This window comes from Mangrovimonas sp. sgz306409 (assembly GCF_059735265.1).
Map to the genome: position 1 here is coordinate 111,194 of NZ_JCAPEU010000001.1, position 25,497 is coordinate 136,690.

Genomic DNA, 25,497 nt, shown 5'->3' on the forward strand with positions numbered 1-25,497 from the left:
AACCCTTTCAAATTTGAAAGGGCTCATTATTAGTTTAGGTTTTGTTCTTGCTTAGGGTGTACCAGCGTCATTTCCTCAATTAAATGCGAGGCTCCCGCATATTTATCAATCACGAATAAAATGTAGCGGACGTCCACCATAATGTTTCTACAAATTTCAGGACTATAATAAATGTCGCTCATGGTTCCCTCCCATACGCGATCAAAATTCAAGCCTATCAAGTTGCCATGGGCATCCAAAGCCGGACTTCCTGAGTTCCCTCCAGTGGTATGGTTCGTCCCGATAAAACAAACCGGTAATTTCCCAGTGCTATCAGCGTAATTACCATAGTCTTTGCTTGCATACAATTCTCGTAATCTTTCAGGAACCTCAAACTCATAATCACCCGGCACATATTTTTCCATCACACCATCCAAATAGGTGATAGGATCATAATACACGGCATCCTTAGGCTCATACCCTTTCACCTTTCCATAAGTCACACGAAGGGTACTATTGGCATCCGGAAAATAACGCTCATCAGGCATTACCTCCATCAAGGCTTTCATGTACAGCTTTTGATATTTATTAATTTCAGCATTCAAGGCATTAAAATCAGGATCTAAAGAGCTGTAATATTCTTCAATAAAAGGTTTCGCATATTTATAAGCCTTATCCTTATTCAGTTTTTTAATAACCTCCTTAGCATCGCCATCCAACACTTTCATGGCCGATTTTAAATCGGTGAAACTTGTGTTTTTATAAATGGTGGCATCCACATTTTGGGTATACAAAGGCATGATGGCTTCAAAAACACCTTGATCTACATCTGCATTAAAATCCTTATAAATACTGACCAACTTATCTACAACGATATCTCTTGAACGATCAAAAGCTTCCTCTCCTTTCGCTGCAGCTCGCTCCATTTGGTCCAATCTGAACATAATATCCATAAGCTCATTATTACGCTTAAAAATCTCATTGAAATTTCCACGCTTAACATTAACAGCTTCAATCTGCGCATATAATTGTTCCAACTGAGGCAAAACATTTCCATACTGCTCAACAAGGCCCTTCTCTTTTAAAAGACTTGTAAACTCAGCCTCCATATTACGTTTAATGGCTACAGCATTACTTTTTTCCAAGCCTAGATTTTCACCAATCCATTTTTTCCAATAGTTGGCAATTCTAGCTTGCTTTGAAGCATATTGAATTCGTATTTCGTCATTCTTTTTCATATACCCATCAATCACCTTTAGAGCCGCTTCCCTAATAGCAATATTACTTGGGTTCACTTTTTTTACAATCTGCTCAACTGCCACTGCTGGTAAATACTCATTGGTGCGTCCTGGAAACCCAAATACCATGGTAAAATCATCTTCGGAAACCCCGTCCAAGGACACCGGTAAATAGTGTTTAGGCGTGTAAGGCACATTGTCTGCTGCGTATTTTGCCGGGCGGTTATTTTGATCGGCGTAAATTCTAAACATAGAAAAATCTCCGGTATGGCGAGGCCACACCCAATTGTCTGTATCGCTACCAAACTTACCAATACTGTTTGGAGGTGTTCCCACCAAACGCACATCCTCGAAACGTTCTGTTACAAACAAAAAGTACTGGTTTCCTTTGTAAAAAGACTTTATTTTTGCTCTCTGCCAATCTTCTTTCTTCACGTCTTTGAGCACTTTGCTACTATTAGAATCGGTTAAAGACTGTAATTCCTTGGCAGACATTTCTGCATTGGTTCCCGCCAAAACTTGCTCGGTCACATCATCAATTCTTACAATGAATTCTACATAAAGATCATTGTTTGGCAATTCTTCTTCCAAGCTCATGGCCCAAAATCCATTCTTCAAATAATCATTTTCCAAAGAAGAGTGTGCTTGAATTTGTCCATATCCGCAGTGGTGATTGGTTAGGATCAATCCCTTTGGAGAAATCACCTCAGCAGTACACCCACCATTGAAATGCACCACGGCATCTTTTAGACTGGAACTGTTGACATCGTAAATATCCTGAGCGGTCAGTTTACTTCCTAAAGACTCCATTTCGGCTTCGTTCATTCCTTCCAAAAGTGACGGAATCCACATCCCCCCTTGTTGGGCAGTTACCTGAAGCGTGATAAAGAGTAAGAGTATCTTGAAATATTTCATAAGTAAGTTTTTAAGAGGCGCAAATTTAAGAAACCCTTTTGAAAACCAAGAGCTCTTTATCAAACCTTTAACGCAAGAACTTGCTTACAAAAAGAGAACATCCCTATATTTCATTAACACAAAAAAACTTAGATTTTGAAGAGCGGATTTATAGTAATATGATTACATTTACTGTATGCAGGACCAACTTAAAGTAGCTTTTATTCAACAGGAACTCGCCTGGGAAAATCCTAAGCAGAACCGCAAACAGTTTAAGGAAGCCATCGAAGGCATCAACCAAAAGGTAGACCTCATTTTACTACCGGAAATGTTCACCACTGGATTTACCATGAATGCCAAGGAACAGGCTGAAACCATGGATGGCAAATCTGTAGATTGGATGAAGAAATTGGCTTCGGAAAAGGATGCCGCCATTGTGGGAAGTCTGATTATTGAAGACAATTCCAAAATCTACAACCGACTATTGTTTGTTCACCCAGATGGAACAATTGAACATTACGATAAACGCCATACCTTTTCCTTGGCAGGAGAAGACAAAGTCTATGCCTCAGGGATGGAAAAACTAATTGTAGATTATAGTGGTTGGAAAATTTGCCCTTTAATTTGCTACGACCTGCGCTTTCCTGTTTGGAGCCGTAACAAAGAGGATTACGATCTACTGATTTACGTTGCCAATTGGCCCAAACCCCGCATTGTAGCCTGGGATACTTTATTAAAGGCCAGAGCCATTGAAAACATGTGCTACACTGTGGGTGTGAACAGGGTTGGTGTCGACGAAAAGGATAATGAGTATTGCGGCCATTCTACAGCCTATGACATTTTGGGCAACAATATTTCTCCAATTAGACCAAATAAGGAATATGTTGGCATCATTACTTTAGAGCGTAACCACCTGAACTTTTACAGAAACAAACTGAAGTTTTTAAACGATAGAGATACGTTTTTAATCCAATAGCGGAAACTCGATAATTGGATCCCAATTGGCTCTAGCATCCTTGATCAATTCTGGATAGTAACTGATACGTTCTGGTTGACGTTTTTGCAAATAACTCCCCGTATCCCATTTTTGGTTGCCGTTGGTATCAAAAATGACTCTTAAATAGTAATTCACCGGTTCAATAAACCTAAAGTCAAACACTCTATTTTCGGTAGCGAATTGCTCATATTTCACCTCGCCCTTTTCGGTTGTTAACTGAACAATCACCGGAAACTTGGCATTCTGCAAAGTCACACGCATGTTGGAATAATCGGTGTAATTTTTGGTCTTGACATTGAAGTTTAGGGTATCATTAACATGACCAAAAAATCCCGTTAAGGCCTCTGGCAACATTTCAATGTTGTAACTATTAGATTCTGTTTTATCAAACTTAAACGTATAGATATTTTTTAAGGTATCGAATTCTGTTTTGTAAGCCACCTCCAAAGTATCCTTATCGGTAATTTTAATCTTTTGTTCATCAATATTCACAAAAGGCGTAGTGCCTTCAATGGCAAAATCCTCGTTAAAAGATATCGTTCCAGACTTCAGAGGCTTCACCTCCAAGCTGTCTCTTTCCAACTCTCTATATTTATGAATCAGGGTATCTGTATACTTGTCATTTCTAACCACAAATCTCGCTGAATCCATTTCCATTTTTGGTTTGTACCAATAATACAAGGTATCAGCTTTGGCATCTTTGGTGATTCTGGTTTCATAGTCGGAAGGTGTTTCCTCCAATAACTCTATTTTCATGTTTTTGGCATTCCCCTCATAACCAAACGCTATTTTTTCACCAGCTATCTGCTTTGGTTTTATCGCTCTAAAATCCAATTCCTCAGAAAATAGTTTTAACGTGTAAATAGTATCGTTTGGAACTTTTACAACACCTCTATGAAATCCAATTTTATCAACCTTAGGTTCAAAAGTAAAGTTCCCATTTTTATCATTAAGGGCTACCATCATATACTCCCCTTCCTTAAGATTTTCCAAACTAAAAGTGGTTAAACTATCAAGTGTATTGGTGACATACTTAGGTTTCTTTTTATAGACTACAGAATCCGTATATGTAGAGTCCATTTCATAAAGCATCACAGACACAAATGTATCTGGCTCTTTATTTTCTGCATCCAAAATCAAACCTTTAACCGACAACGAATCAATATAGGTTCCTGTAGAAAACACATATTTGTAATATGGGTAAGGATTCTCTTCATTATTATCCACAATACTTTGCCCAAAATTGAAAGCATAGGTAGTATTGGGCTGAAGCGTATCCTTTATTTTAATCTTGATATACTTACTGGCAGATCCCAAAGGCGTGATATCCGGTTGGTACTCCATAGGTGGTGAAATGATCAACTGCTTTTGCATGTTTTTCACCTTGATGTACTCATCGAAGTAAATTCTAATCTCTGAAGCCTTAAAATTTGTAGAAAAATTTTCTGGAACGGACTTTACAATTTTTGGTGGATCCACATCTTTTTCTCCTCCTGTTGGCGTTCCTCTATTGGCACACCCCACAATACTAAGAATTACAGTAAATACCGCTAACGTTTTAAAACACTTTTGTAACATCCTAAGGCTTAATTTTTACGCAAATTAACAACTTATTTGGTATACAAACGGTATGCTCTCTTGAAAATTGTCGATTACAGGAAGCCTCAAAGTGTTTAGCTAATCGGTTATGGCCATAGTAGCCAAACTCAAGGATACCCCTTCAATATTCAACAATACTTGGGCACATGCTTCCACCGTTGCACCAGTAGTTATAATATCGTCCACCAATAACAAATGCTTTCCTTTTAAGGATTGTGCGTCTACAACTTTAAACGTAGACGTATCGGTTTCCAAACGTCTCAATCTATCCTTAAATACCTGTGTTTTGGTAGGTGCTTGTTTCTGTAGAACTTCTGTATTGAAAGGTATTTGTAAAACAGTTGCTATTTCTTGACCAAATTTATGTACTTGGTTAAAACCTCGTTTTCGCATCTTAGCCTTATGAATGGGGACAGGCACAACCAAGTCTATATTTTGATAGGCCTCCAAACTTTTTAATTCCTCTCCTAGCCATTTTCCTAAAAACGTCCCAACCTCCTCTTGACCACGATATTTTAAGTTATGTAATATTTGCTGAACAATGCCTTTTTTGGAGAAATACAGTAAAGAGGTTGCTTGTTGCAAAGGCACTCTTCCATAGAGCACATTTTTAACACGCTCATCTCCATTGAAATGAAAATTTGTAAGAGGTAACTGATGCCGACATTCCAAACAAATACAGGCTTCATTATCACCCAAATGGTCACTACAACCCATACAAACCTTCGGAAAGAATAAGTTTAACAAATTTTTCATCACTTCATCGATAAAAATAATATAATCTTAACATTAAACTATATTTTGGAAGCGATAAATAGCGAATTAATAATGATAGTTAACCCTCAATTTTTTAACTACAGATTAATTATTGGTTCATTAATTATTGCTTTAGCTGTTTTAACTGTTTACAGTTTTACAAGTCACCAATCCATTAGAGCTAACGAGCAATTTTTAGAGAGTGAAAAACACTTAATGGAAAACGAACTATCTCAAATGATCTTGAGATACGACGACATTATAGGGTCCAATAATTTAATGTCCTCTCAGATAAAAGAGGCTAAAAGAAATGCAGAACTTACCTTAGATTCTCTTCGAGTCCTTCGCAGCGACCTATCTGTCATCTCTAAATTCAAACACCAGGTTACCCTGTTAAAAACCAGAAACGATCACCTGTTCAGGGCCATCGATTCTCTTAAGGATGCCAATTTGTTACTGCAGCGTGAAAAGTTGTTAGCTTATAATGAGCTAAAGAAAGAGCGCAGTACCAACAACAGCCTGAAGAAGGAAAATAAAATTTTGAGTGAACACATTAAAAAAGGTTCCCTGCTAACCGCCAACTCTTTTGAAGCCAAAGCCTACAAAAGCTTTTTAGGTAGAAACAAAGAGACTAAAAAAGCAACAAAGGCAGACCGTATAGAAGTAAACTTCACTCTAGCTGAAAATGCACTGGCCGAAGAAGGTGAAAAGGAACTGTACATTCAAATTGTGAACCCTCAAAACAATGTGTTGGCTGATAAAGGCTCGACCTTCTTTGGAGATTCCTCATTAATTTACAGCACCAAAAAAACCGTCAACTATCACGGTGACGTTATGGACATTACCGTCGATATTGAACCCAACAATAATGAAAAACCACTTTCAAAAGGCACCTATTTTGTAAATGTCTTTCACAAAGACAGAAAACTGGGAGCCACCCAAGTTACGTTACAATAATCCTTAAATATATTTTAAAAAACCGCTCCCATAATCAGAGCGGTTTTTTATTTTTGCAGCATGGCAAATCAAGACGATCAATTTAAAAAAGTAATATCGCACGCAAAGGAGTACGGATATATATTTCAAAGCAGTGAAATATATGACGGATTGAGTGCTGTTTACGACTACGCACAAAATGGTGCTGAACTAAAGAAAAACATACGCGACTATTGGTGGAAAGCTATGGTACAGATGCATGAAAACATTGTAGGTATCGATGCCGCAATTTTTATGCACCCGACAACCTGGAAAGCGTCTGGGCACGTAGATGCCTTTAACGATCCATTGATAGATAATAAAGATTCCAAAAAACGATACAGAGCCGATGTTTTAATTGAAGACTATTGCGCTAAAATAGAGGCTAAAATCGACAAGGAAGTGGCCAAGGCTGCAAAGCGTTTTGGAGAAGCTTTCAACAAAGAAGAATTTGTCTCTACCAACGCTAGAGTTTTAGGGTACCAAGAGAAAATCAACAGCATATTGTCACGCATGGCAAAATCTTTGGAAAACGAAGATTTGGCAGATGTTAAAGCACTGATTGAAGAATTGGAAATTGCAGATCCACTAACAGGTTCCAAAAACTGGACCGATGTGAAGCAATTCAACCTTATGTTCGGGACCAAGCTTGGTGCTTCGGCAGAAAACGCGATGGATTTGTACTTGCGCCCAGAAACGGCACAAGGTATTTTCGTTAACTTCCTAAACGTTCAAAAAACGGGCCGCATGAAGATTCCTTTCGGAATTGCGCAAACAGGAAAAGCGTTTAGAAATGAAATCGTAGCAAGACAGTTCATCTTCAGAATGCGTGAGTTTGAACAAATGGAAATGCAATTTTTCATCAAACCGGGCACTCAAAAAGAATGGTTCGACCACTGGAAAGAAGCGCGTTTGAAATGGCATTTGTCCTTAGGCCTTGGAGCGGATAACTACCGTTACCATGATCACGAAAAATTAGCGCATTATGCCGATGCTGCTACCGATATAGAATTCAAGTTCCCATTCGGATTTAAGGAATTGGAAGGGATTCATTCCCGCACGGATTTCGACTTGAAACAGCACGAAGAGTTTTCTGGTAAAAAACTTCAATATTTCGATCCTGAAGAAAACGCCAGCTACACACCTTATGTATTGGAAACCTCCATTGGTTTGGACCGTATGTTCTTGGCCGTGTTCTCAAATGCCTTGGAAGAAGAAGAATTAGAAAACAATACTACTAGAACAGTATTGAAATTACCTGCGGTTTTAGCACCTACGAAAGCGGCTATTTTGCCACTGGTGAAGAAAGACGGTTTACCTGAAGTTGCAAGACAGATTGTAGAAGACTTGAAATGGGATTTCAATGTGGTATACGATGAAAAGGATGCCGTTGGAAGACGCTATAGAAGACAGGACGCCCTAGGAACACCATTTTGTATTACTGTAGATCACGACACCTTGGAAGACCAAACGGTTACCATCCGTCACAGAGATACTATGGAGCAAAAGCGCGTGAAAATTGAGGAATTAAGAGATCTCATCAAACAAGAGGTTGATGTTAAAAATTGGTTGATGAAGATGTAAATTTCATCTCTCTTATAGAATAAAAAATCCCAACCAAATGGTTGGGATTTTTTTATGCATTTTAAAATAGATAATTAAAATCTATATCCAAAAGTCGCCCCAAAACGAGGCACCAATTCTGTTCCAATATCATCATTTGAAGAAAAAATATTTCTTCCCACACCTCCATAAAACTCAAACAAAAATCCTTTGCTGCTTACAAACTTAGCTCCAACAGACATCCCAAAGGCCACATTACTAGAAGTATCTTCATAATATCTTTCATTATAGACATCATTAACTGAATCGTATGTATATTCCCAATAGTTGTCTTCTTGGATATTGTACATACCAAAAGCTTCCAAAAAGAATCCCCAGGCATATCTACTTGAAAAATAACGACGATAGTAAGGCGTTAAGGCAAACTTTTCATTATAATTAGGCTCATCATAATCAACATCTTGAGAATCGTTTAAATTAAAAAGTGCGGAGATCCCAACCGAAGATTCCGAATCGATTAAATATTCAAACGAAATATCTACCGTTTTAAAGATAATGAGATTGAAGGCATTGGCTTTTAGCTCCATCCTTTCAGGCCCATCTGCATCATCCTGAGCCATAACCACAGAAGAAAACAATACAAAGGCACAAAACGTCAGCACTTTTGCAAAGGTCATTTTTTTAAAATGTTTCATAGAATTAAGGATTGATTGGTTATCTAAATTTAGATGTGAAATCTACAAAAAGGTTGCGTAAGAATTTTACTTTATCTCTAAAAATATGCTTTCAATTGAACCGTCCCCGTATGAATGGTTTTGGAAGTTTCGGTTTTACGTCCAAAATAATTGAGATTAAGGTCTAAAAATTTGGTCAGCTTCTTTTGCGCCAAAAGCGTCCAAGTAAAGTTTTTCCCAGGCTGCAAGCCTTCCAAAATTTGATATGATACCGGTGTATTCAAATTTCCTTCAAAAGTATTTTGAAACATATTCAACTCTCCCGTCAAGGACACCTTTTGGGCCTTGTTATATGTAAATGACAGCCCGTAATTGTTCTGCGACAATGTTTCCAAACCTCCAATTATATTTTCTTTGGTCGTGTATTGATAAAACACATCAAATCGAGCATTTTCATTAAATAAATAGGATAGTTTTGGATGACACCTTACCTCTTCAATTTTATAATTTCTACTAGCATAATTTTCACTTAAACTTTCATTGGTCCCCACACTATTCTGAAAGTTAAACAACCAACTCTTGGCAAACTTATGGTTAAAGTTGAGCTGATGGCTTTTCAATTTATTCTCTTGAAAACCAATAGACAGCACCGTCCTATTGCGATTACTTAAAAACGTGTACGAAGTCGTATAAAGCTGCTTGCCACGATTAAAAAACAATACATTCCTGATACTTTGGCTCAAGGCCAAAAGATCATCCTCTTCCATTACAAGGGGATTTAAATTGAACTCACCGCCTTCCCTTCTGTTTTTGCTGTCTATTAAAAAGGAAGTCTGATTGTAGAAATGAGACAGAAACTTCTTTGTTCCCTTCTCCTCAACAGACCATTGCGTAGGATTTAAGGTCAAGGTCTGGCTCAATCTGTTTTGATGAGTCTTTACAAATACTTGGTTTGGCAACAACACCCTGATGAATTCACCTTCATCCTGAAACTGGGCTATTTCAAATTCGTTGAGTTCCTGCACCCCATTGTCGTTATAATCAATCCACTTGTAACTTCCTTGCCCTGGCTCCACTTCTACATAGGTAAAGTCTTGTTGAGGCAAAGTCCCCGAATTGGTTTCATAAATGGTATTCCATAGCACCATTTGGTTGAATAACTTTTGATTCAACACCACCCTTGAATTTAAAGATTGTTCATCTTCAACCTCAGCATTAGCCGACTTCAAATTTCGATAATTAACATACACCCCAAGGTTGGTATTGGTATTTTGGATGAGCTTAGATTTAAAATAGTAAGTATTGGAGTGGCTCACTTTTGTAATACTGTCATCTCTTAGACTATCATTGACACGATGTTTATAGCCCAACTCCACAAACACTCCTGTACTGTCCCCAACTCCAGTAAAAACTTCATAAGCTTTAAAACGCTGACTCAAATTAGTAAGCTCATCCGTAGCACGTTCCCGCTGCTCATTATCTTCCATGGCGAATTTAGCTCCCACCCATTGCTTTTTAAAACTATAGATAACACGGTTAAAACTTCTTAAGAACGTAGATGTCGTCAAGCTACTTCTATTATCTAAAAAGCTAGAATTTGAATAAATATTCCACTTATTCAAATACAAGTTGGCAAAAACATTATGCTTATTGCCATTAAAGTTTTCAGAGAAGTTGAGATGTTCAAACCTATAATTGGCCATCCCTTTTTTAGAGTGCAACAATTCCACACCGACAGTCAATAGACTTTGATTTCCCAAAGGATCTTCCAAATTCCAGTCTCTATTAAATTCAGCGTAGTACAACCGCTGAATGGTCTTAAAATTCTTTTGGATGATATCCCCATCCACAAACACATTTAAGTTCCACAGACTATCTGTTTTCACCAAAGCCTGTTTCACTTTCAACTTCGCCGCAAAACCATCATTATTACCATCGTCCAAAGTAGAAAATAGGTTTTCATCATTTTTGCTCCCAGCTACTTCAAAATAAATATCGGTTTTATCCGTAGGCTGATAGGACGCATTTACCACCGCCAATTGTAATTTGGTGGGCGCTATTAGTTTTACAACAGGCTCATAATTTCCTTGTGGGACGCCATTTATCGGCGCAACGTATTCATAAATATTGGAGATAGCGTCGCTACTTACCAAAATATAATTGCCTTGATTGTTCCCAACCAAAGTAAACTTTACGCTGTACAGTTCATCCTCAGGATTGCTCGAGAACACATAAATTTCTTCTCCGTCAACAACCTCCTTCCTATAGAGAATTCTGTTCTCACTATAGGTTTCTGGAATGGCAGATGGTGCTACCATCAAAGAATTATCGTCTCCTGCGTTGGATAGAATTTCCTTTTGATCGTCGGACAAATTTTGCTGCAAAGGTTGATTTTTCGCATCCACTTCGGAATAGACTGAAGCACCAATTTTGAGTTTTTCGGTTTCGTGAGCGGCACCACCGAACACTATAAACCTGGAATAATTGCGTTCACTGAATTGATAATCGACCGTGATCCGCATTTCCGAAGTAATTGGATAGGTAGAATTGAAAATAATCTCTCCAGCATTATAATCTATGATATAATCCTTGTTTTCTCCCCGCTCCACAGGAACTCCATTTACATAAACCGTTTCACTCCCTGACACTATCAACACAAACAACTCATTATTGGGCCCTCGCAATTTATAAGGCCCTTGATTTCCTTCTTCTGCCGTAAATTTACTCGTGGTAAACTGCCCTCTCACCAAAGCTCCAGAAGCAAATAGGTTTGTTTTTGAGTTGGGGTGCTCCAAATTGGCATTTACCAACAAGCCTTGAACCCGCTTACTAAAATTTCCAAAATAGGTATTGGTGGTTCCCAAATCGATATCTCCCGCCCTGATGTTCCATCGGTCGCTCATCAATTCAATAAACACCTGATCAAATTCATCCAAACGTTGGGAATAGCCACTTTCCTGCAGAGGAATATTGGCATCTTGAATAGATGCCCTAAGCGATACTTTATCACTCAATTTTCCAGAAATCTGCAAATCCAATTCACTATTCAATACAGAATTCTGATTGTTCCCAATCGTTACTCCACGAGAAATACTCCCTGAAGTAGACAATCCTTCAAAAGGCGTAAATGTTTTCTCCACAGTAGACTGCTGCAGTTTGTACAAGCGCTGCATATCTTTAGTATCTTCAACGATGATTTTGTCATCCAATTGAAAATAACGCCGTGTCATAAAATCAGGGAACCTCAAATAGTCTACAACAATAGTATCCGTTTCAACTGGCTTCTTAAATACCAATAAGGCTTTTGAAAAATCGATGGAATAAAAGGACGAATCTACAGGAGTGTTCTGTTTTGTTTTCACCAAAAATCTACTGGAATTAATACTCACGGTATCAATTTGAACGGTATCACGAACTGCCAACTTTTTAGTCCTGTAATCTGACGGAAGTTCCTGCGCAAATGCACAAAACGACAGGAACAAACTTATTACACTTAGCGGTATTCTCATTACGGGATTTAAACTTCCTTTTCAGCAGATGTCAAACTTTGGTCTTACATATCACCTTTAAGACTGTAGTATTTCATCTGATACTAAAACTTCATAAGATAAAAATTATTTTATCGTTAAAAGCTCCATAAAATAATGGCGTAAAAGTACTGTATTATTTATTTTAGCTGAAATTTGCCGTTTCTTAAATCGCATCTGTACAAAACAGAACAAATGGCAGCATTCTATTTAATTTACAATCATATATGAAAATCATTTCTTACAATGTCAATGGCATCAGGGCAGCTATTAACAAAGGATTTATGGACTGGCTCAAAAGTGCAAATCCCGATGTTATCTGTCTTCAAGAAATAAAGGCTATGGAAAGCCAATTGGACCTCGAACTTTTTACCGAAGCGGGCTATACCCACAACTATTGGTTCAGCGCACAAAAAAAAGGCTATAGTGGCGTTGCCATTCTAAGTAAAATTGAACCTGATCATGTAGAGTATGGCACGGGAATTGAGTCCATGGATTTTGAAGGTCGCAACCTAAGAGCTGACTTTAATGGGGTTTCTGTAATGAGCATGTATTTACCTTCAGGAACCAATGACGATAGGTTGGCCCACAAATTTGAATATATGAACATGATTCATGAATATTTAGACAACCTGCGTGAAAGCCACCCAAACCTAATTGTGTGTGGCGATTACAATATTTGTCATGAGGAAATTGATATCCACAATCCTAAAATGAAGGGAGTTTCTGGTTTTTTACCTGAAGAACGCGAATGGTTGGGACAGTTTATCGATAGCGGATTTATAGATGCCTTCAGACATTTGCACCCAGAAAAACAAGAATACACTTGGTGGAGCTATAGAGCCAATTCCAGAGCCAATAATAAGGGCTGGCGTTTGGACTACAGCATGGTAACCGAGCCTTTACAAGAAAAAATCAAAAGAAGCGTTATCCTGTCAGAAGCAGTTCATAGCGACCACTGTCCAATTCTATTGGAAATAGAAGCTTAAACCAAATTTTATTACTAAACAACATTTAAAAATTTATCCCGTATGCTTAAAAAAATTTCAGTTGTTGCCCTTTCACTTATGTTGGCCACTTCCTGTGTTTCCAAAAAAATCTACACCGATTTGGAAGACAAATATGCCGAATTGAAAAAGGAGAATCGCGATTTGGCTGACCAAAAAAGCAGCCTTTCGGAAAACTTGAACAAGACCAAAAACGATCTTGACAGATTACAAAAAGAATATGATGCTGCTGTGGCACAGCGTGACGCCTTAAAAAGTGACTACGAAGCTACCAAAGCCAACTTATCCAACTTGAAGTCGTCTTACGACGCCCTTGAGAAAAACAGTTCTTCGGAAATTGCAAAGAACGCACAGAAAAACCGAGAGCTCCTAGCGCAATTGGAAGCCAAAGAACAAGCTTTGGCCAATGAAAATGCCCGTTTGGAAAAACTAAAACAAGAATTAGAATCCCGCTCACAACGTGTGGCAGAATTGGAGCGTGTGATTGCTTCCAAAGATGCAGCCATGGGACAACTTAAGGATGCCATTTCCAAAGCCTTGACCAACTTTGAAGGCAAAGGATTAACCGTTGAGCAACGTGGTGGAAAAGTTTACATTTCTATGGAGAATAAATTGTTATTCCAATCTGGAAGCTGGGCTGTAGGTGCCAATGGTAAAGAGGCCGTTCAGCAGTTGGGTAGCGTATTGGCGGAAAATCCAGATATTGCTATTTTAATTGAAGGCCATACAGATGACGTGCCTTACCAAGGCAATGGTCAATTAAGCGGAAACTGGGATTTGTCAACCAAACGTGCTACAGCCATTGTAAACATTTTAAGAGAAAACCCTTCCATCAATCCTGAAAACTTGACGGCTGCTGGACGTGGAGAATTTGCTCCAATTGCTTCCAATGATTCTGCAGAAGGGAGAGCAAAGAACAGACGTATTGAAGTGATTCTAACACCTAAATTGGACGAAATATCGAAACTGTTGGAGGATATATAAACCAATAACATTAACATAGTTTTAAAACCTTTCCATGCTTAGCGCGGAAAGGTTTTTTTTATCTTTAACCTTCTATTTTTCGAATACAAAACAGCAACATACAATGATATACACCACTTTACCTCATACCGATATAAAAGTTAGTAAAATTTGTTTGGGCACCATGACTTGGGGCAACCAAAACACCCAAGAAGAAGGTTTTGCCCAAATGGACATGGCTTTGGATAAAGGCATCAATTTCTTTGACACTGCCGAAATGTATCCTGTTCCTGCAAGCCCTGAAACACAAGGATCGACCAGTACGATTATCGGCAACTGGTTAAAGGAACGGGGAAATCGCGACAAAGTGATTATCGCAAGTAAAATTGTTGGGCGCCCTAGTGATTATACAGCCCATATTAGAACTACAGGACTTCAAGGAGATTCCATTGAAGAAGCCGTAAACAACGAGTTAAAACGTCTTCAAACGGATTATATAGACCTGTATCAAATTCACTGGCCGGAACGTGAGACGAACACCTTTGGAACTCGTGATTACAAACACAATCCCAATGATGCATGGGAAGACAACTTTAAGGAAGTACTTCATAAATTAGATCTTCAAATTAAAGCTGGAAAAATTCGGCATATTGGTTTAAGCAATGAAAAGGCTTGGGGAACCATGCGTTTTTTGGAAGAATCCAAAAAGAACAGCTTACCTAGAATGAAAACCATTCAAAATGCCTACTCTCTTTTAAACAGAACTTTTGAAGGCGATTTGGCAGAAATCTCCATGCGGGAAAATATTGGCTTATTGGCCTATTCACCAATGGCTTTTGGAGTGTTGTCTGGAAAGTATATCAAAGGTACGGCTGCAGACAATGCTAGATTAAAACTATTCCCTAGATTCTCTAGATACAGTAGTGCTCAATGTACTGAAGCGACCAAACGCTACCTAGAAATTGCTGAAGACAACAATATGACATTGGCCCAAATGTCTTTGGCTTTTGTAACCCAACAACCTTTTGTAACCAGTAATATTATAGGCGCTACCAGCCTAGAACAGCTTGAAGAAAATATCGAGAGCATTCATGTAAACTTAATTGATGATCTTTTAAAAGCTATCAATGACGTACATACAGCAATGCCAAATCCTGCTACTTAAACATAACATCATTAAAACAAAAAACCCCTTCCAAAACTGTTTGAAAGGGGTTAATTTTTTGATATTATTTGATTTCCTTACCATTTTTATCATAAAAATGATATTCAAGATACGTGTAAGCATCTCTGGGTAAAACTTTTACCCATTTTTTATGTTCTAAAAACCATTTAGAACGTATTGAAGGAAAACCTTTGGTTAAAAAGGCTGCTATAAAAGGATGTGTGTTTAGGGTCACCTTTTTGTAGTCTTTTTTGAAAATACGTTCCATGTCTTGGGTAATCTTTTGCACAATTTTAATTGGTGCTTCTATTTCGTCTCCAGCACCATTAGGATTTTCTTCCTTGGTTTCAATATTGCGCTCTGGACGTACTCGTTGTCTGGTAATTTGCACGAGCCCAAACTTACTAGGAGGCAATATTTTATGTTTTGCTTTATCATCCTGCATTTCATCGCGAAGATGATTATAAAGTTTTTTACGGTTCTCTGCTTTCCCCATGTCAATGAAATCCACTACGATGATCCCACCCATATCGCGCAAGCGCAGCTGTCGGGCTATTTCTGATGCTGATATTAAATTGACTTCTAAAGCAGTGTCCTCTTGATTTTTTTCTTTGTTGGAGCGATTACCACTGTTAACATCTATAACGTGAAGGGCTTCGGTGTGTTCAATTACCAAATAAGCGCCCTTGGCCATAGATACTGTGCGTCCGAAAGATGTTTTAATTTGGCGCTCGATACCATACTTTTCAAAGATTGGCACGCCATTTTTATACAACTTTACAATAGACTCTTTGTTAGGTGCAATTTCTTGCACATAATCTTTAATTTGACCGTACATAGCCTCATCATCTACGATAATGCTAGAGAATGAATCGTTAAAAATATCCCTTAAAATAGAGGATGCTTTGTTCATTTCTCCAAGCACTTTACTTGGATGATGTGCTCTGTTCAATTTTTTACACATGGCCGTCCACCTGTTTAGCAAGTTTTGCAGATCCTTGTCCAATTCGGCAACCTTTTTGTCTTCGGCTACGGTACGTACGATTACTCCAAATCCTTTTGGCGTAATGCTTTTTACCAAGCGTTTCAAACGGTCCTTTTCCTCTTTGGATTCAATTTTTTGAGAAATTGAAATGCGATCTGAAAACGGCACCAACACCAAATAGCGCCCTGCAATAGACAATTCTGAACTGATGCGAGGACCCTTAGTGGAAATAGGCTCCTTTACAATTTGAACCAAGATGGATTGGTTGGCTTTTAATACATTTGAAATGCTGCCATCCTTATCGATATCCTTTTCAAACTGAAAATTTTTGAGTAAAAAATCGGTGTTTTTTCCTGTGCTTACACGTTTTACGAATTTTAAAAGTGAAGGTAACTTTGGCCCTAAATCATGATAGTGCAAAAAGGCATCTTTTTCATAACCCACATTCACGAATGCGGCATTTAGGCCCGGAACAGCTTTTCTAATTTTGGCTATAAACACATCACCAACCGAAAAGTTGTTATCCTCTTCATCTTTATGTAATTCAATAAGTTTTCCATCTTTTAATAAGGCAAAATCAACAATATCGGAACCTGATCTAATAATCAATTCTTTATCCATACTGTAAATTTATATCCACCCCAAAAAGCTTTGGAGGCAGATGGATTATACTTTTAATTTTTGACACAGAAAGTATTTTCCGTTAAGTCCATGCAAGCCAAAGTACTAGCAAAATGGGCATGAACTAAATATCAAAGAACGTTACATTAAAAAATGAAAAAGTAGTTAAAAAACTACTTTTTCATTTTATTTCTTTTTGTGACGGTTAGCGCGTCTTCTTTTTTTACGCTTGTGCGTTGCTACCTTGTGTCTCTTTCTCTTTTTACCACTTGGCATAAAATTGTATTTTAAAAATTAATATTTAGGTTAAAAAGTTAGTTAACTTCTACGTTTGTTTTTACGCCTTCTACAAATACTTTTGCAGGTTTGAACGCTGGGATATTGTGAGCAGGAATTTTGATAGTTGTATTTTTAGAAATATTTCTTCCTGTTTTTTCTGCTCTAGTTTTGATGATGAAACTTCCAAATCCTCTCAGATAAACATTGTCTCCATTCTCTAAAGAAGCCTTTACTTCTTCCATGAAAGTTTCTACTGTTGCTTGCACGTCGCCTTTTTCCATTCCTAATTTATCGGAAATCTTCGCTACTATATCAGCTTTTGTCATCGTATTTAATTTTAGGGTTATTATTAATTATTAAGGGATGCAAATATAGGAATTTTAATTTCAATATTTCAAACCTAATTAATTAAAATTTAAGCTTATAAAGGATTATTTTCGCAAAAATTAAAAATTTGAAATGAATTTTAAGGAGAAATTAACTCACTGGTACTCAATAAATAAACGAAGCCTTCCATGGCGAAAAACAAAAAACCCATATCACATTTGGCTCTCCGAAATTATTTTACAACAAACTCAAATCAAACAAGGATTACCCTATTATGAAGCTTTCGTTAAGGAATTCCCCACCGTATTCGAGCTTGCAAACGCCAACGAACAGGACGTTTTAAAACTGTGGCAAGGTCTGGGGTACTACTCAAGAGCTAGGAATCTTCATTTTACAGCTCAATATATTGCCAACGACTTGCAAGGTATATTCCCTAACAACTATAAAGGCCTGCTACAATTAAAAGGTGTAGGCGATTATACCGCCAGCGCCATCGCCTCCATTTGCTTTAACGAACCTGCTGCCGTGGTAGACGGAAATGTATATAGAGTACTCGCTAGACACTTTGGCATCCACACTCCTATTAATAGTACAAAAGGCATCAAGGAATTTAAAGAATTGGCAACCTCGCTACTTGACAGCCACAATCCCTCCGACTATAATCAAGCCATCATGGAATTTGGAGCCATGCAATGCAAACCCAACAATCCAGATTGTGGCCAATGCGTCCTGCAGGAAAGCTGTGTGGCACTTCAAACCAAAACGGTTACCGAACTTCCAGTAAAGTTGAAAAAAGTAAAGGTCACCAAAAAACATTTCAACTTCCTGGTATTGATATCTTCTAAAGGGGAAACCATTTTTAAAAAACGTACAGGAAAAGGGATTTGGCAAAACCTTTATCAATTTCCTTTAATTGAAACCGAGCAGCCATTAAAATCATCGAGCTTTAAAACATATCCATTAATTCAGGATTATTTCAAGGAATTGGATTTTGAATTCTCCTTATATAATAAGGACACGATTGTGCATAAATTATCGCACCAACATTTACACACCAAGTTTTGGATTATTGAAATAGACCAATTACCTGAAAAAGGCCTCCCAATTTCGAAGCTGAAAGAGTTACCCGCACCAATACTGATTGGCAACTTTTTGGATGAATTTCGATTCCCGTTATAAAGACTCACAAATTTTTCTTACTTTTAAGAAAGTCATTGAAAAATGGTTAATTTTGCTAATACAAACACACAAATTATATGTCTGGAACCTTAAATAAAGTGATGCTTATTGGGCATTTGGGAGATGAAGTAAAACTACATTATTTTGAAGGAGGCAATTGTGTGGGCCGCTTCCCTTTGGCAACCAATGAGACATACACCAACAGACAAACCAACGAACGTATCACCAATACCGAGTGGCACAATATTGTGGTAAGAAACAAAGCCGCAGAGATTTGCGAAAAATACCTAACCAAAGGTGACCGAATTTATGTGGAAGGCCGCATCAAGACCAGAAAATGGCAAGATGAAAAAGGTATGGACCGCTATTCTACGGAAATACACTGTACCGACTTTACATTTCTAACCACAAAAGGCGAATCCCAGAATTCGGGATCAAGCCAGCAACCGCAAATGCCACAAGCACAGCCAATGGCTCCAGATACAATGGATGACAATGACGATCTTCCATTTTAATTTGTTTAACTAATCTCTTTTGAATTGGACCCTGAACCCCCGAGTTTCATATTACCTTTAATTTCCATCAACGTTCCCTTAATTTCTGGAATTGTACTGCTTGTTATTTTATTAATATGTTCCGCCCTTATTTCAGGGGCAGAAGTTGCCTTCTTTTCTTTAACCCGGTCAGACATCGATAACGGTCTAGAAGAAAAACCCAATACTTTTAAAATTATTTCCAACCTTTTGGAGCGCCCCAAAAAGTTATTGGCCACCATTTTGGTTGCCAACAATTTTATAAACGTGGGTATTGTGATCTTGTTTGCATTTTTGGGCGAACACCTATTTGCTTCCATTGAGAGCTATTGGATGAAGTTTTTCTTGGAAGTGGTCGTGATTACCTTCCTAATTTTATTGTTTGGAGAAATCATCCCTAAAATATACGCTAGCAGAAACAGGGTAAAGTTCTCCACTTTCATGAGCATTCCGCTCCAAGTTTTGGATGTTATTTTCACCCCCATCACTTTACCAATGCGCTATATCACCATTGCCATCCACAACAAATTGGGCAAGCAAAAATCCAATTTAAGTGTGGATCAATTATCACAGGCTTTGGAACTCACAAGTGAACAGGACACCACTCGCGAAGAGCACAAAATTTTACAGGGAATCGTTTCCTTTGGAAATACCGATACCAAACAGGTGATGAAACCTAGAATGGACATTTTCGCTTTGCAAACCGATCAAAAGTATAGTGAAGTCATTGAACAAATCACAAAAAATGGCTACTCCAGAATCCCTGTCTATAAAGATAGTATTGACTCCGTTATTGGGATTCTATATGTAAAGGATTTACTCCCACACATAGATAAAAAACAGTTTGACTGGACAACGTTGCTTAGAGAGCCATTTTTTGTTCCTGAGAACAAAAAATTGGACGATTTGATGCTTGAATTCCAAAGCAAAAAAGTGCACTTAGCCATTGTGGTTGATGAGTATGGCGGGACATCAGGCGTTATTTCTTTGGAAGATGTTATCGAGGAGATTGTTGGCGACATTAGCGACGAGTATGACGACGATGATTTGTCATACACCATTATTGACGACAAGAACTATTCCTTTGAAGGCAAAACCCCTTTAAAGGACTTTTACAAAATCATCAAGATAGATGACGAATCTATTTTTGAAGACCATAAAGGCGAAGCCGAAACCATCGCCGGATTTGTTCTTGAAATTTCTGGGCTGTTCCCTAAGCGCAACAGCAAAATAAATTTCAAAAACTACGTTTTTACCATAGAGGCTTTAGATAAAAAACGCATTAAGCAAGTAAAGTTTACTATTTTAGACGCCTAAAAGTTCCTTTTTAGGATAATATCATATTAAAATGAAGAGATTAGTAGCAGTTATTTTGGCAGGACTTTGTCTATCATGTGCAGAAGACCCAATTCCAAAACCAAAGGCTTTTTTACGTTTAGATTATCCCCAAGCAAATTACCATACGGTACAGACTGCATTGCCTTTTTCATTTGAACAAAACGAAATAGCTGAAGACATTGACAATATTAAGGTAGATAAATCCAAAAACACTTTTGGTTTGGACATTCAGTATCCAGAAATGAAAGGGACCATTTACCTAACCTATAAACAAGTGAACAAGGATAATTTGGAATCCCTGATTAAGGATGCCCAAAACCTTACCCAAAAACATGTTGTGAAAGCCGATGAGATTATCGAACAACCTTACGAGAACAAATTACATAACGTTTTTGGGATGTTTTACGAAGTTGGTGGCAATGCCGCCAGTCAATCGCAATTCTACGTTACAGACAGCGTAAATCACTTCCTAACAGGTTCTTTGTACTTTTATGCAAAACCAAACTACGATTCCATTTATCCTGCTGCCGTGTATTTAAAAAACGACATCAAGCATATCATGGAAACCATTACTTGGAATTAATTGTTTACATATAAAAAAGAAAAAGCCATCAACGTGTTGATGGCTTTTTCTTTTATTATGCTTAGCTAGAATTTCTATTCATTCAAAATCCATTCTCCACCTTCTTTAATAAGACTCATGGTCTCAACAGCATTACTTCCATTGTAAACATCATAGCTCAACACATATTTCTGTCCTTCTTCTGCCGTAGGATCAACCACATTGGCCATAAGGTCTGTTAATACCGTAAACATCATATCGTCACTCCAAGAAGTACCTCCCCCTGTTCTATTAAAGTTACCATAGTTTGCCAAATTTCCAGCGGCCGCCTCAAATCCAGGCTCAGACGCATAGGCTGTAGCAATATAATCGTAATCAGCCCCTGTTAAAGTATATTGGATTGTATTATCTGGCACCCATTCCGTTCCATCATAACCAAATTGTAAACTAGATTCAATAGTAGACTCATGTCCAGTCCAAACCCCATCAATTACCGTATATAAATTCCCTCTTAACTGAGCACCTGACGAACTCGAAGAATAGTCATAAATCACAAAAAGTTGCTCCTCCTCTTGGCCGTAAGGGAAATTAATACTCATAAACGTTGGCAAATAATTATTTGGTGGAATTGAACTTCCAAAGGTATTGTTCTCTCCTGGTTGCCCTTCACCTTCTCCCATGGCATCAAAATCGGCAGAGCTTAAAAAATAAACACCTTCCATTGGTGTCCACTCCTCTCCCGAATACATAAAAAACTCACCTTTTGAATTATATTCACCTGAAACCCCTAAAGCTTTTACAAGCAACTGGTCCACCTCCCAAGAGGCCGCATCGTCTGCTGTAGATTCATATTTTAAAGCTATATGGATGGTCTCCCCGTCATACGCCGACAAATCATAATCTTCAGAAAGTATAAAATCCCAATTATTTCCGGCTGGCGCATCTGCAAAATCAATGAGTTCCCAAGTTGCTGCCATCACGTCTCCTCCAGTGGTATAATCTGAAGAAACTAATACTGATAACAATGACACATCATCAGCATAGTTAATGGCTTGTCTAATTTGAACTCTTATATCTGTTTCTCCAGACAAATCCATTTCTGGAGAAATCAACCAGTCCTCATTTACGACAGAGCCACCATCATACCCGCTCATATAAACATATTCCACTCCTCCAAATGATGCAGGTTCCCATACTTGACCATCTCCAGCAACACTTATGTTTTCAAATCCATCAAGTGACCCGTTAAAATTATATTCAAACAAGCTTGCAAAACCAACTTCAGGATCCTCAAAATATTGTCTGTATCTAGCCAATACAATTTGCCCTTCAGTAGGTGCCTCAATTTGGTTTTCCAAAACAGATATTATTTCCGAAGTAACATCCACATTAGGATAATACCCAAAAGCATCACTGCCAGAAGCGGCATAATCTGCGATTGTTAATTCATACTCATCTGCCCCTGTAAAATCGCTTACTCCTTCTGCATTCCCAATATACAGGTTATAGAATACATTAACAGATGACCCTGTGTCCAAATAAGGATACAATTCTGCCAAATATGGAGGCAACAATTCCCGAGCTTCATCTTCGGAATTGAAACTCCCGTATTGCAAGTCCAACTCATCGTAATCATCATCCGTCAAAGTCAATTCTATCGATTCAACAACTCCAACTGCATTTTCTCTTGCTTCATCGTGAAGGTCATCCATGGGGTTACAAGAACATACGATTGCCCCTAAAAAAATTGCATATAAATAAAATACTCTTTTCATCGCTTTTCTTTAAAAATTAAGTTTTAATCCTATACTGTAAGTTCTACCTGCACCATAGTAAACTAAAGCACTAGCAGCTGTTCCATCCACATCATTAGAATCTGATATATATTCTGTATTAAAAACATTATTGATCTTTCCATTCAATACGGCCTCAAATGATCCCATATCGAAAGCATGGCTCACACCCACATCAAATAGTCCATAGGCTGGTGTTTCCCATGTATCAGGAAGATCAGCACTTCCACGACTAGTAACCAAATAGGAAGAATACATATTCCCCGCATAATTATAATCCAAATAGATTCTAGATCTATCTGCAAACCTATAATTAGCCCCTAAAGCAAAGGTTGTTTGAGCTGCATCACCTACTTTCAAATCTTTCGCAAACACATCAACCACATCTATCTCCTCACCGTCTTGGTCTCTAATAATGGCCGATACATCACTTTTCCATTTCCAATCACCTATAGAAGCCATCCCTGTAAAGGTAAGGTCATCCGACAATCTATAACGCAAATCAATTTCGATCCCCTGGTGTAAAGCATCCATTCCCGTTAAATTATAATAAATTCTGTCTGCCTCTGGAGTAGCTCCTGGATAAGATCCATTGATTGCTTTGTCCAACCAACTGGTACGGTACAAATTCACGTTTGCAGACAACTTTTCTGCTCTAAACCCATAACCAACTTCTACACTAAAGACCTTTTCATTTGTTGCATCCTTATTGGCATCTAACGTATCTTCATCCAAGAATACCGAAATCACAAAAGGTGCCTTTGAAAAATATCCAACATTAACAAACACATTGTTATTGATATCCAAGTTGTAGTTCCCTCCTCCTTTCACACCAAAACCAAGAAAATCCACATTGTCTGAAGTTCTGCTACCGGTGATCTCACTATTCATAAATTCCTTTTTCTTGTAGTTAGAATTAGACACATCCGCAGCAAGGAAGAAGTTTAAGTCATCTGTTAATTGGTATTCAGCTTGACCAAAAAGGCCATATCTAAGCACAATACCATCATAATCCTTATTATAGCGATCTCCAACTTTTAATGGCTTGCCATAAGCAAAGGTATCCGACTCATTATCTAGGAAAAACTGACCTCCAAGCAAATCATCTACCTCATACCAGTGCGATCCTATATAATAACGCGTATCCAATCCTCCCGAAATTGTCAAGTTATCGCTTAGTGAATTTTTGTAGGTAGATAAAATCCCGTACCATTCGTGAGAGTTTCTAGATGAAGAAATAATATCTGTAGAACCAGCAGCTCCATTAGCAATATTTTCATCAACAATTCTATCAAAATCTATAGGCTGCAAACCAGAACTACCCATTCTATAATCATTTGACCCAATTTTATTTCCTTCATCTCTACGTCCACCACCACTACCAAAAGAAGCATAAAGCGCAGTTGATAAAGCAGAATTATCATTAATCTCCCATAAATGATTTAAGGACAATTGTGGTTTGTGGTAAAAATTAAAAGATTGATGATAAACCTTCCCGTTTTTATATCCCCAATCTTTATTGGCCCTTCTAGGTCCTGACTCGGTAGCTTGCAACTCTGAAATAGTAGATCTATTAAAACGTTGCCCATGCTCTTGCTGTGCTCCAAACGCACTGAAGGTCAATCTATTCTTTTCATTCAACTGTTGAGACAAACTCACAAAGTAGTTAAAACCAGAAAATTCAGTACCATCAACATAACCATCTCCTGAGATTTTAGCAGCACTTACCGTAGCAGCAAAACCTTTTGAGGTTAACCCCGTGGAATATGTCATACCATACTTTAAGTACCCATTATTACCAATACTGGAAGCAATATTTCCGCCTGCTTCGGCATCCGTACTTTTTGTAATAATATTAATGGTTCCCCCAACAGAAGGAACCGCTACTTTGGAAGCTCCCAAACCACGTTGCACCTGCATAGTAGATGTTACATCTCCTAATCCAGCCCAGTTAGACCAATAGACCCTTCCATTTTCCATATCGTTAACAGGAACACCATTAATCATAACAGCAACATTTTCTGAATCAAATCCCCTTAGGTTAATCCTTCCATCTCCATAACCACCACCAGCTCTTGTGGCATACACCCCTGGCGTTGATTTTAAAATTTCAGGAAATTCCTGGGTACTCAGCTTTAAGGCAATTTCTTCTGCCTTTACCGTAGACACTGCCACCGGCGTTTTCCTATCTACAGCCACGGAAGCAATGATTTGGACTTCCTGCAACCCAACCTCGCTAGACTCCAAAGTAATGACTCCAAAGTCCTGATCACCACTAAAGGTAATGGTCTGGGTGGTATACCCTACGTAGGTAATCACCAATTCTCCCGAACTTGCTTGTGTAGTAATTGTGAAATTCCCATCAAAATCGGTGGTTGTCCCGTTTGATGTCCCCTTTTCAATGATGTTTGCACCTGGTAAGGGTTCACTGAAGTCTGAACCGATGATTTTACCTTTGATAGTGCTTTGTGAGAACAGCGCCGAACTACATAAAAATACAGCAGCTGCACATAGTAACTGGTAAATGTTTTTCATGTTTAATT

19 protein-coding genes are annotated in these 25,497 nt (G+C 38.1%); 10 read left to right on the top strand and 9 right to left on the bottom strand.

Annotated features, from left to right (window positions below; translation table 11 throughout):
* Positions 1-29: 29 nt before the first annotated feature.
* On the bottom strand, positions 30-2,132 hold the full coding sequence (locus tag AC6I5C_RS00555; RefSeq protein WP_497903448.1) for a S46 family peptidase: 2,103 nt from the start codon (positions 2,130-2,132) through the stop codon (positions 30-32).
* A 175-nt stretch (positions 2,133-2,307) separates the two neighbouring features.
* Between AC6I5C_RS00555 and AC6I5C_RS00560 the strand changes: the two genes are divergently transcribed.
* On the top strand, positions 2,308-3,087 hold the full coding sequence (locus tag AC6I5C_RS00560) for an amidohydrolase (protein WP_497903449.1): 780 nt from the start codon (positions 2,308-2,310) through the stop codon (positions 3,085-3,087).
* Here the strand turns inward: AC6I5C_RS00560 and AC6I5C_RS00565 are convergent.
* Both AC6I5C_RS00565 and AC6I5C_RS00570 read right to left on the bottom strand, forming a co-directional pair.
* Positions 3,076-4,686, bottom strand: coding sequence for an Ig-like domain-containing domain (locus AC6I5C_RS00565; protein WP_497903450.1), 1,611 nt, complete (start codon positions 4,684-4,686; stop codon positions 3,076-3,078). The two genes, AC6I5C_RS00560 and AC6I5C_RS00565, sit on opposite strands and share 12 nt — an antisense overlap.
* Before the next feature lie 99 nt (positions 4,687-4,785).
* The gene (locus tag AC6I5C_RS00570) at positions 4,786-5,463 is read right to left on the bottom strand and encodes a ComF family protein (protein ID WP_497903451.1); all 678 of its coding nucleotides are present in this window, start codon (positions 5,461-5,463) and stop codon (positions 4,786-4,788) included.
* A gap of 72 nt (positions 5,464-5,535) precedes the next feature.
* Here AC6I5C_RS00570 and AC6I5C_RS00575 point away from each other — a divergent pair, with 72 nt between their 5' ends.
* Positions 5,536-6,420 (top strand): DUF8428 domain-containing protein, encoded by an 885-nt coding sequence (locus AC6I5C_RS00575; protein WP_497903452.1) that lies wholly within the window; start codon positions 5,536-5,538, stop codon positions 6,418-6,420.
* Between the two features lie 60 nt (positions 6,421-6,480).
* On the top strand, positions 6,481-8,022 hold the full coding sequence (locus AC6I5C_RS00580) for a glycine--tRNA ligase (RefSeq protein WP_053992706.1): 1,542 nt from the start codon (positions 6,481-6,483) through the stop codon (positions 8,020-8,022).
* 74 nt (positions 8,023-8,096) lie between these two features.
* Here AC6I5C_RS00580 and AC6I5C_RS00585 read toward each other — a convergent pair whose 3' ends face one another.
* Both AC6I5C_RS00585 and AC6I5C_RS00590 read right to left on the bottom strand, forming a co-directional pair.
* Positions 8,097-8,696 carry a DUF3575 domain-containing protein gene (locus tag AC6I5C_RS00585; protein ID WP_497903453.1) on the bottom strand — a complete coding sequence of 200 codons (600 nt, stop codon included), beginning with the start codon at positions 8,694-8,696 and terminating at the stop codon, positions 8,097-8,099.
* 77 nt (positions 8,697-8,773) lie between these two features.
* Positions 8,774-12,184, bottom strand: a complete 3,411-nt coding sequence (locus tag AC6I5C_RS00590; RefSeq protein ID WP_497903454.1) for a DUF8818 domain-containing protein — start codon at positions 12,182-12,184, stop codon at positions 8,774-8,776.
* Between the two features lie 245 nt (positions 12,185-12,429).
* Here AC6I5C_RS00590 and AC6I5C_RS00595 point away from each other — a divergent pair, with 245 nt between their 5' ends.
* The 3 genes from AC6I5C_RS00595 to AC6I5C_RS00605 all read left to right on the top strand — a co-directional run bounded on the left by AC6I5C_RS00595 (position 12,430) and on the right by AC6I5C_RS00605 (position 15,337).
* Entirely contained in the window at positions 12,430-13,191 is a 762-nt protein-coding gene (locus AC6I5C_RS00595; RefSeq protein WP_497903455.1) for an exodeoxyribonuclease III, read from the top strand.
* Positions 13,192-13,233: 42 nt separating this feature from the next.
* Entirely contained in the window at positions 13,234-14,193 is a 960-nt protein-coding gene (locus AC6I5C_RS00600; protein ID WP_497903456.1) for an OmpA/MotB family protein, read from the top strand.
* 103 nt (positions 14,194-14,296) lie between these two features.
* Positions 14,297-15,337 (top strand): aldo/keto reductase, encoded by a 1,041-nt coding sequence (locus AC6I5C_RS00605; protein WP_497903457.1) that lies wholly within the window; start codon positions 14,297-14,299, stop codon positions 15,335-15,337.
* A gap of 64 nt (positions 15,338-15,401) precedes the next feature.
* On the opposite strand, the gene AC6I5C_RS00610 is transcribed toward AC6I5C_RS00605, so the two are convergent.
* Both AC6I5C_RS00610 and AC6I5C_RS00615 read right to left on the bottom strand, forming a co-directional pair.
* Entirely contained in the window at positions 15,402-16,943 is a 1,542-nt protein-coding gene (locus tag AC6I5C_RS00610) for an Rne/Rng family ribonuclease (protein ID WP_076662915.1), read from the bottom strand.
* Between the two features lie 314 nt (positions 16,944-17,257).
* Positions 17,258-17,548 carry an HU family DNA-binding protein gene (locus AC6I5C_RS00615; protein WP_053976877.1) on the bottom strand — a complete coding sequence of 97 codons (291 nt, stop codon included), beginning with the start codon at positions 17,546-17,548 and terminating at the stop codon, positions 17,258-17,260.
* Positions 17,549-17,681: 133 nt separating this feature from the next.
* Here AC6I5C_RS00615 and mutY point away from each other — a divergent pair, with 133 nt between their 5' ends.
* The 4 genes from mutY (at position 17,682) to gldD (ending at position 21,182) form a co-directional block, all read left to right on the top strand.
* Complete coding sequence (gene mutY, locus AC6I5C_RS00620; RefSeq protein ID WP_497903458.1) at positions 17,682-18,728, top strand: A/G-specific adenine glycosylase; 1,047 nt, start codon at positions 17,682-17,684, stop codon at positions 18,726-18,728.
* 77 nt (positions 18,729-18,805) lie between these two features.
* The gene (locus AC6I5C_RS00625) at positions 18,806-19,243 is read left to right on the top strand and encodes a single-stranded DNA-binding protein (RefSeq protein WP_053976875.1); all 438 of its coding nucleotides are present in this window, start codon (positions 18,806-18,808) and stop codon (positions 19,241-19,243) included.
* 24 nt (positions 19,244-19,267) lie between these two features.
* Entirely contained in the window at positions 19,268-20,578 is a 1,311-nt protein-coding gene (locus AC6I5C_RS00630; protein WP_497903459.1) for a gliding motility-associated protein GldE, read from the top strand.
* Between the two features lie 31 nt (positions 20,579-20,609).
* A complete protein-coding gene (gene gldD / locus AC6I5C_RS00635; RefSeq protein WP_497903460.1) occupies positions 20,610-21,182 on the top strand; it encodes a gliding motility lipoprotein GldD in 573 nt (190 codons plus the stop codon).
* Between the two features lie 74 nt (positions 21,183-21,256).
* Here gldD and AC6I5C_RS00640 read toward each other — a convergent pair whose 3' ends face one another.
* Both AC6I5C_RS00640 and AC6I5C_RS00645 read right to left on the bottom strand, forming a co-directional pair.
* A complete protein-coding gene (locus AC6I5C_RS00640) occupies positions 21,257-22,936 on the bottom strand; it encodes a choice-of-anchor J domain-containing protein (RefSeq protein WP_497903461.1) in 1,680 nt (559 codons plus the stop codon).
* 9 nt (positions 22,937-22,945) lie between these two features.
* Positions 22,946-25,489 carry a TonB-dependent receptor gene (locus tag AC6I5C_RS00645; RefSeq protein WP_497903462.1) on the bottom strand — a complete coding sequence of 848 codons (2,544 nt, stop codon included), beginning with the start codon at positions 25,487-25,489 and terminating at the stop codon, positions 22,946-22,948.
* Between the last annotated feature and the right edge of the window lie 8 nt (positions 25,490-25,497).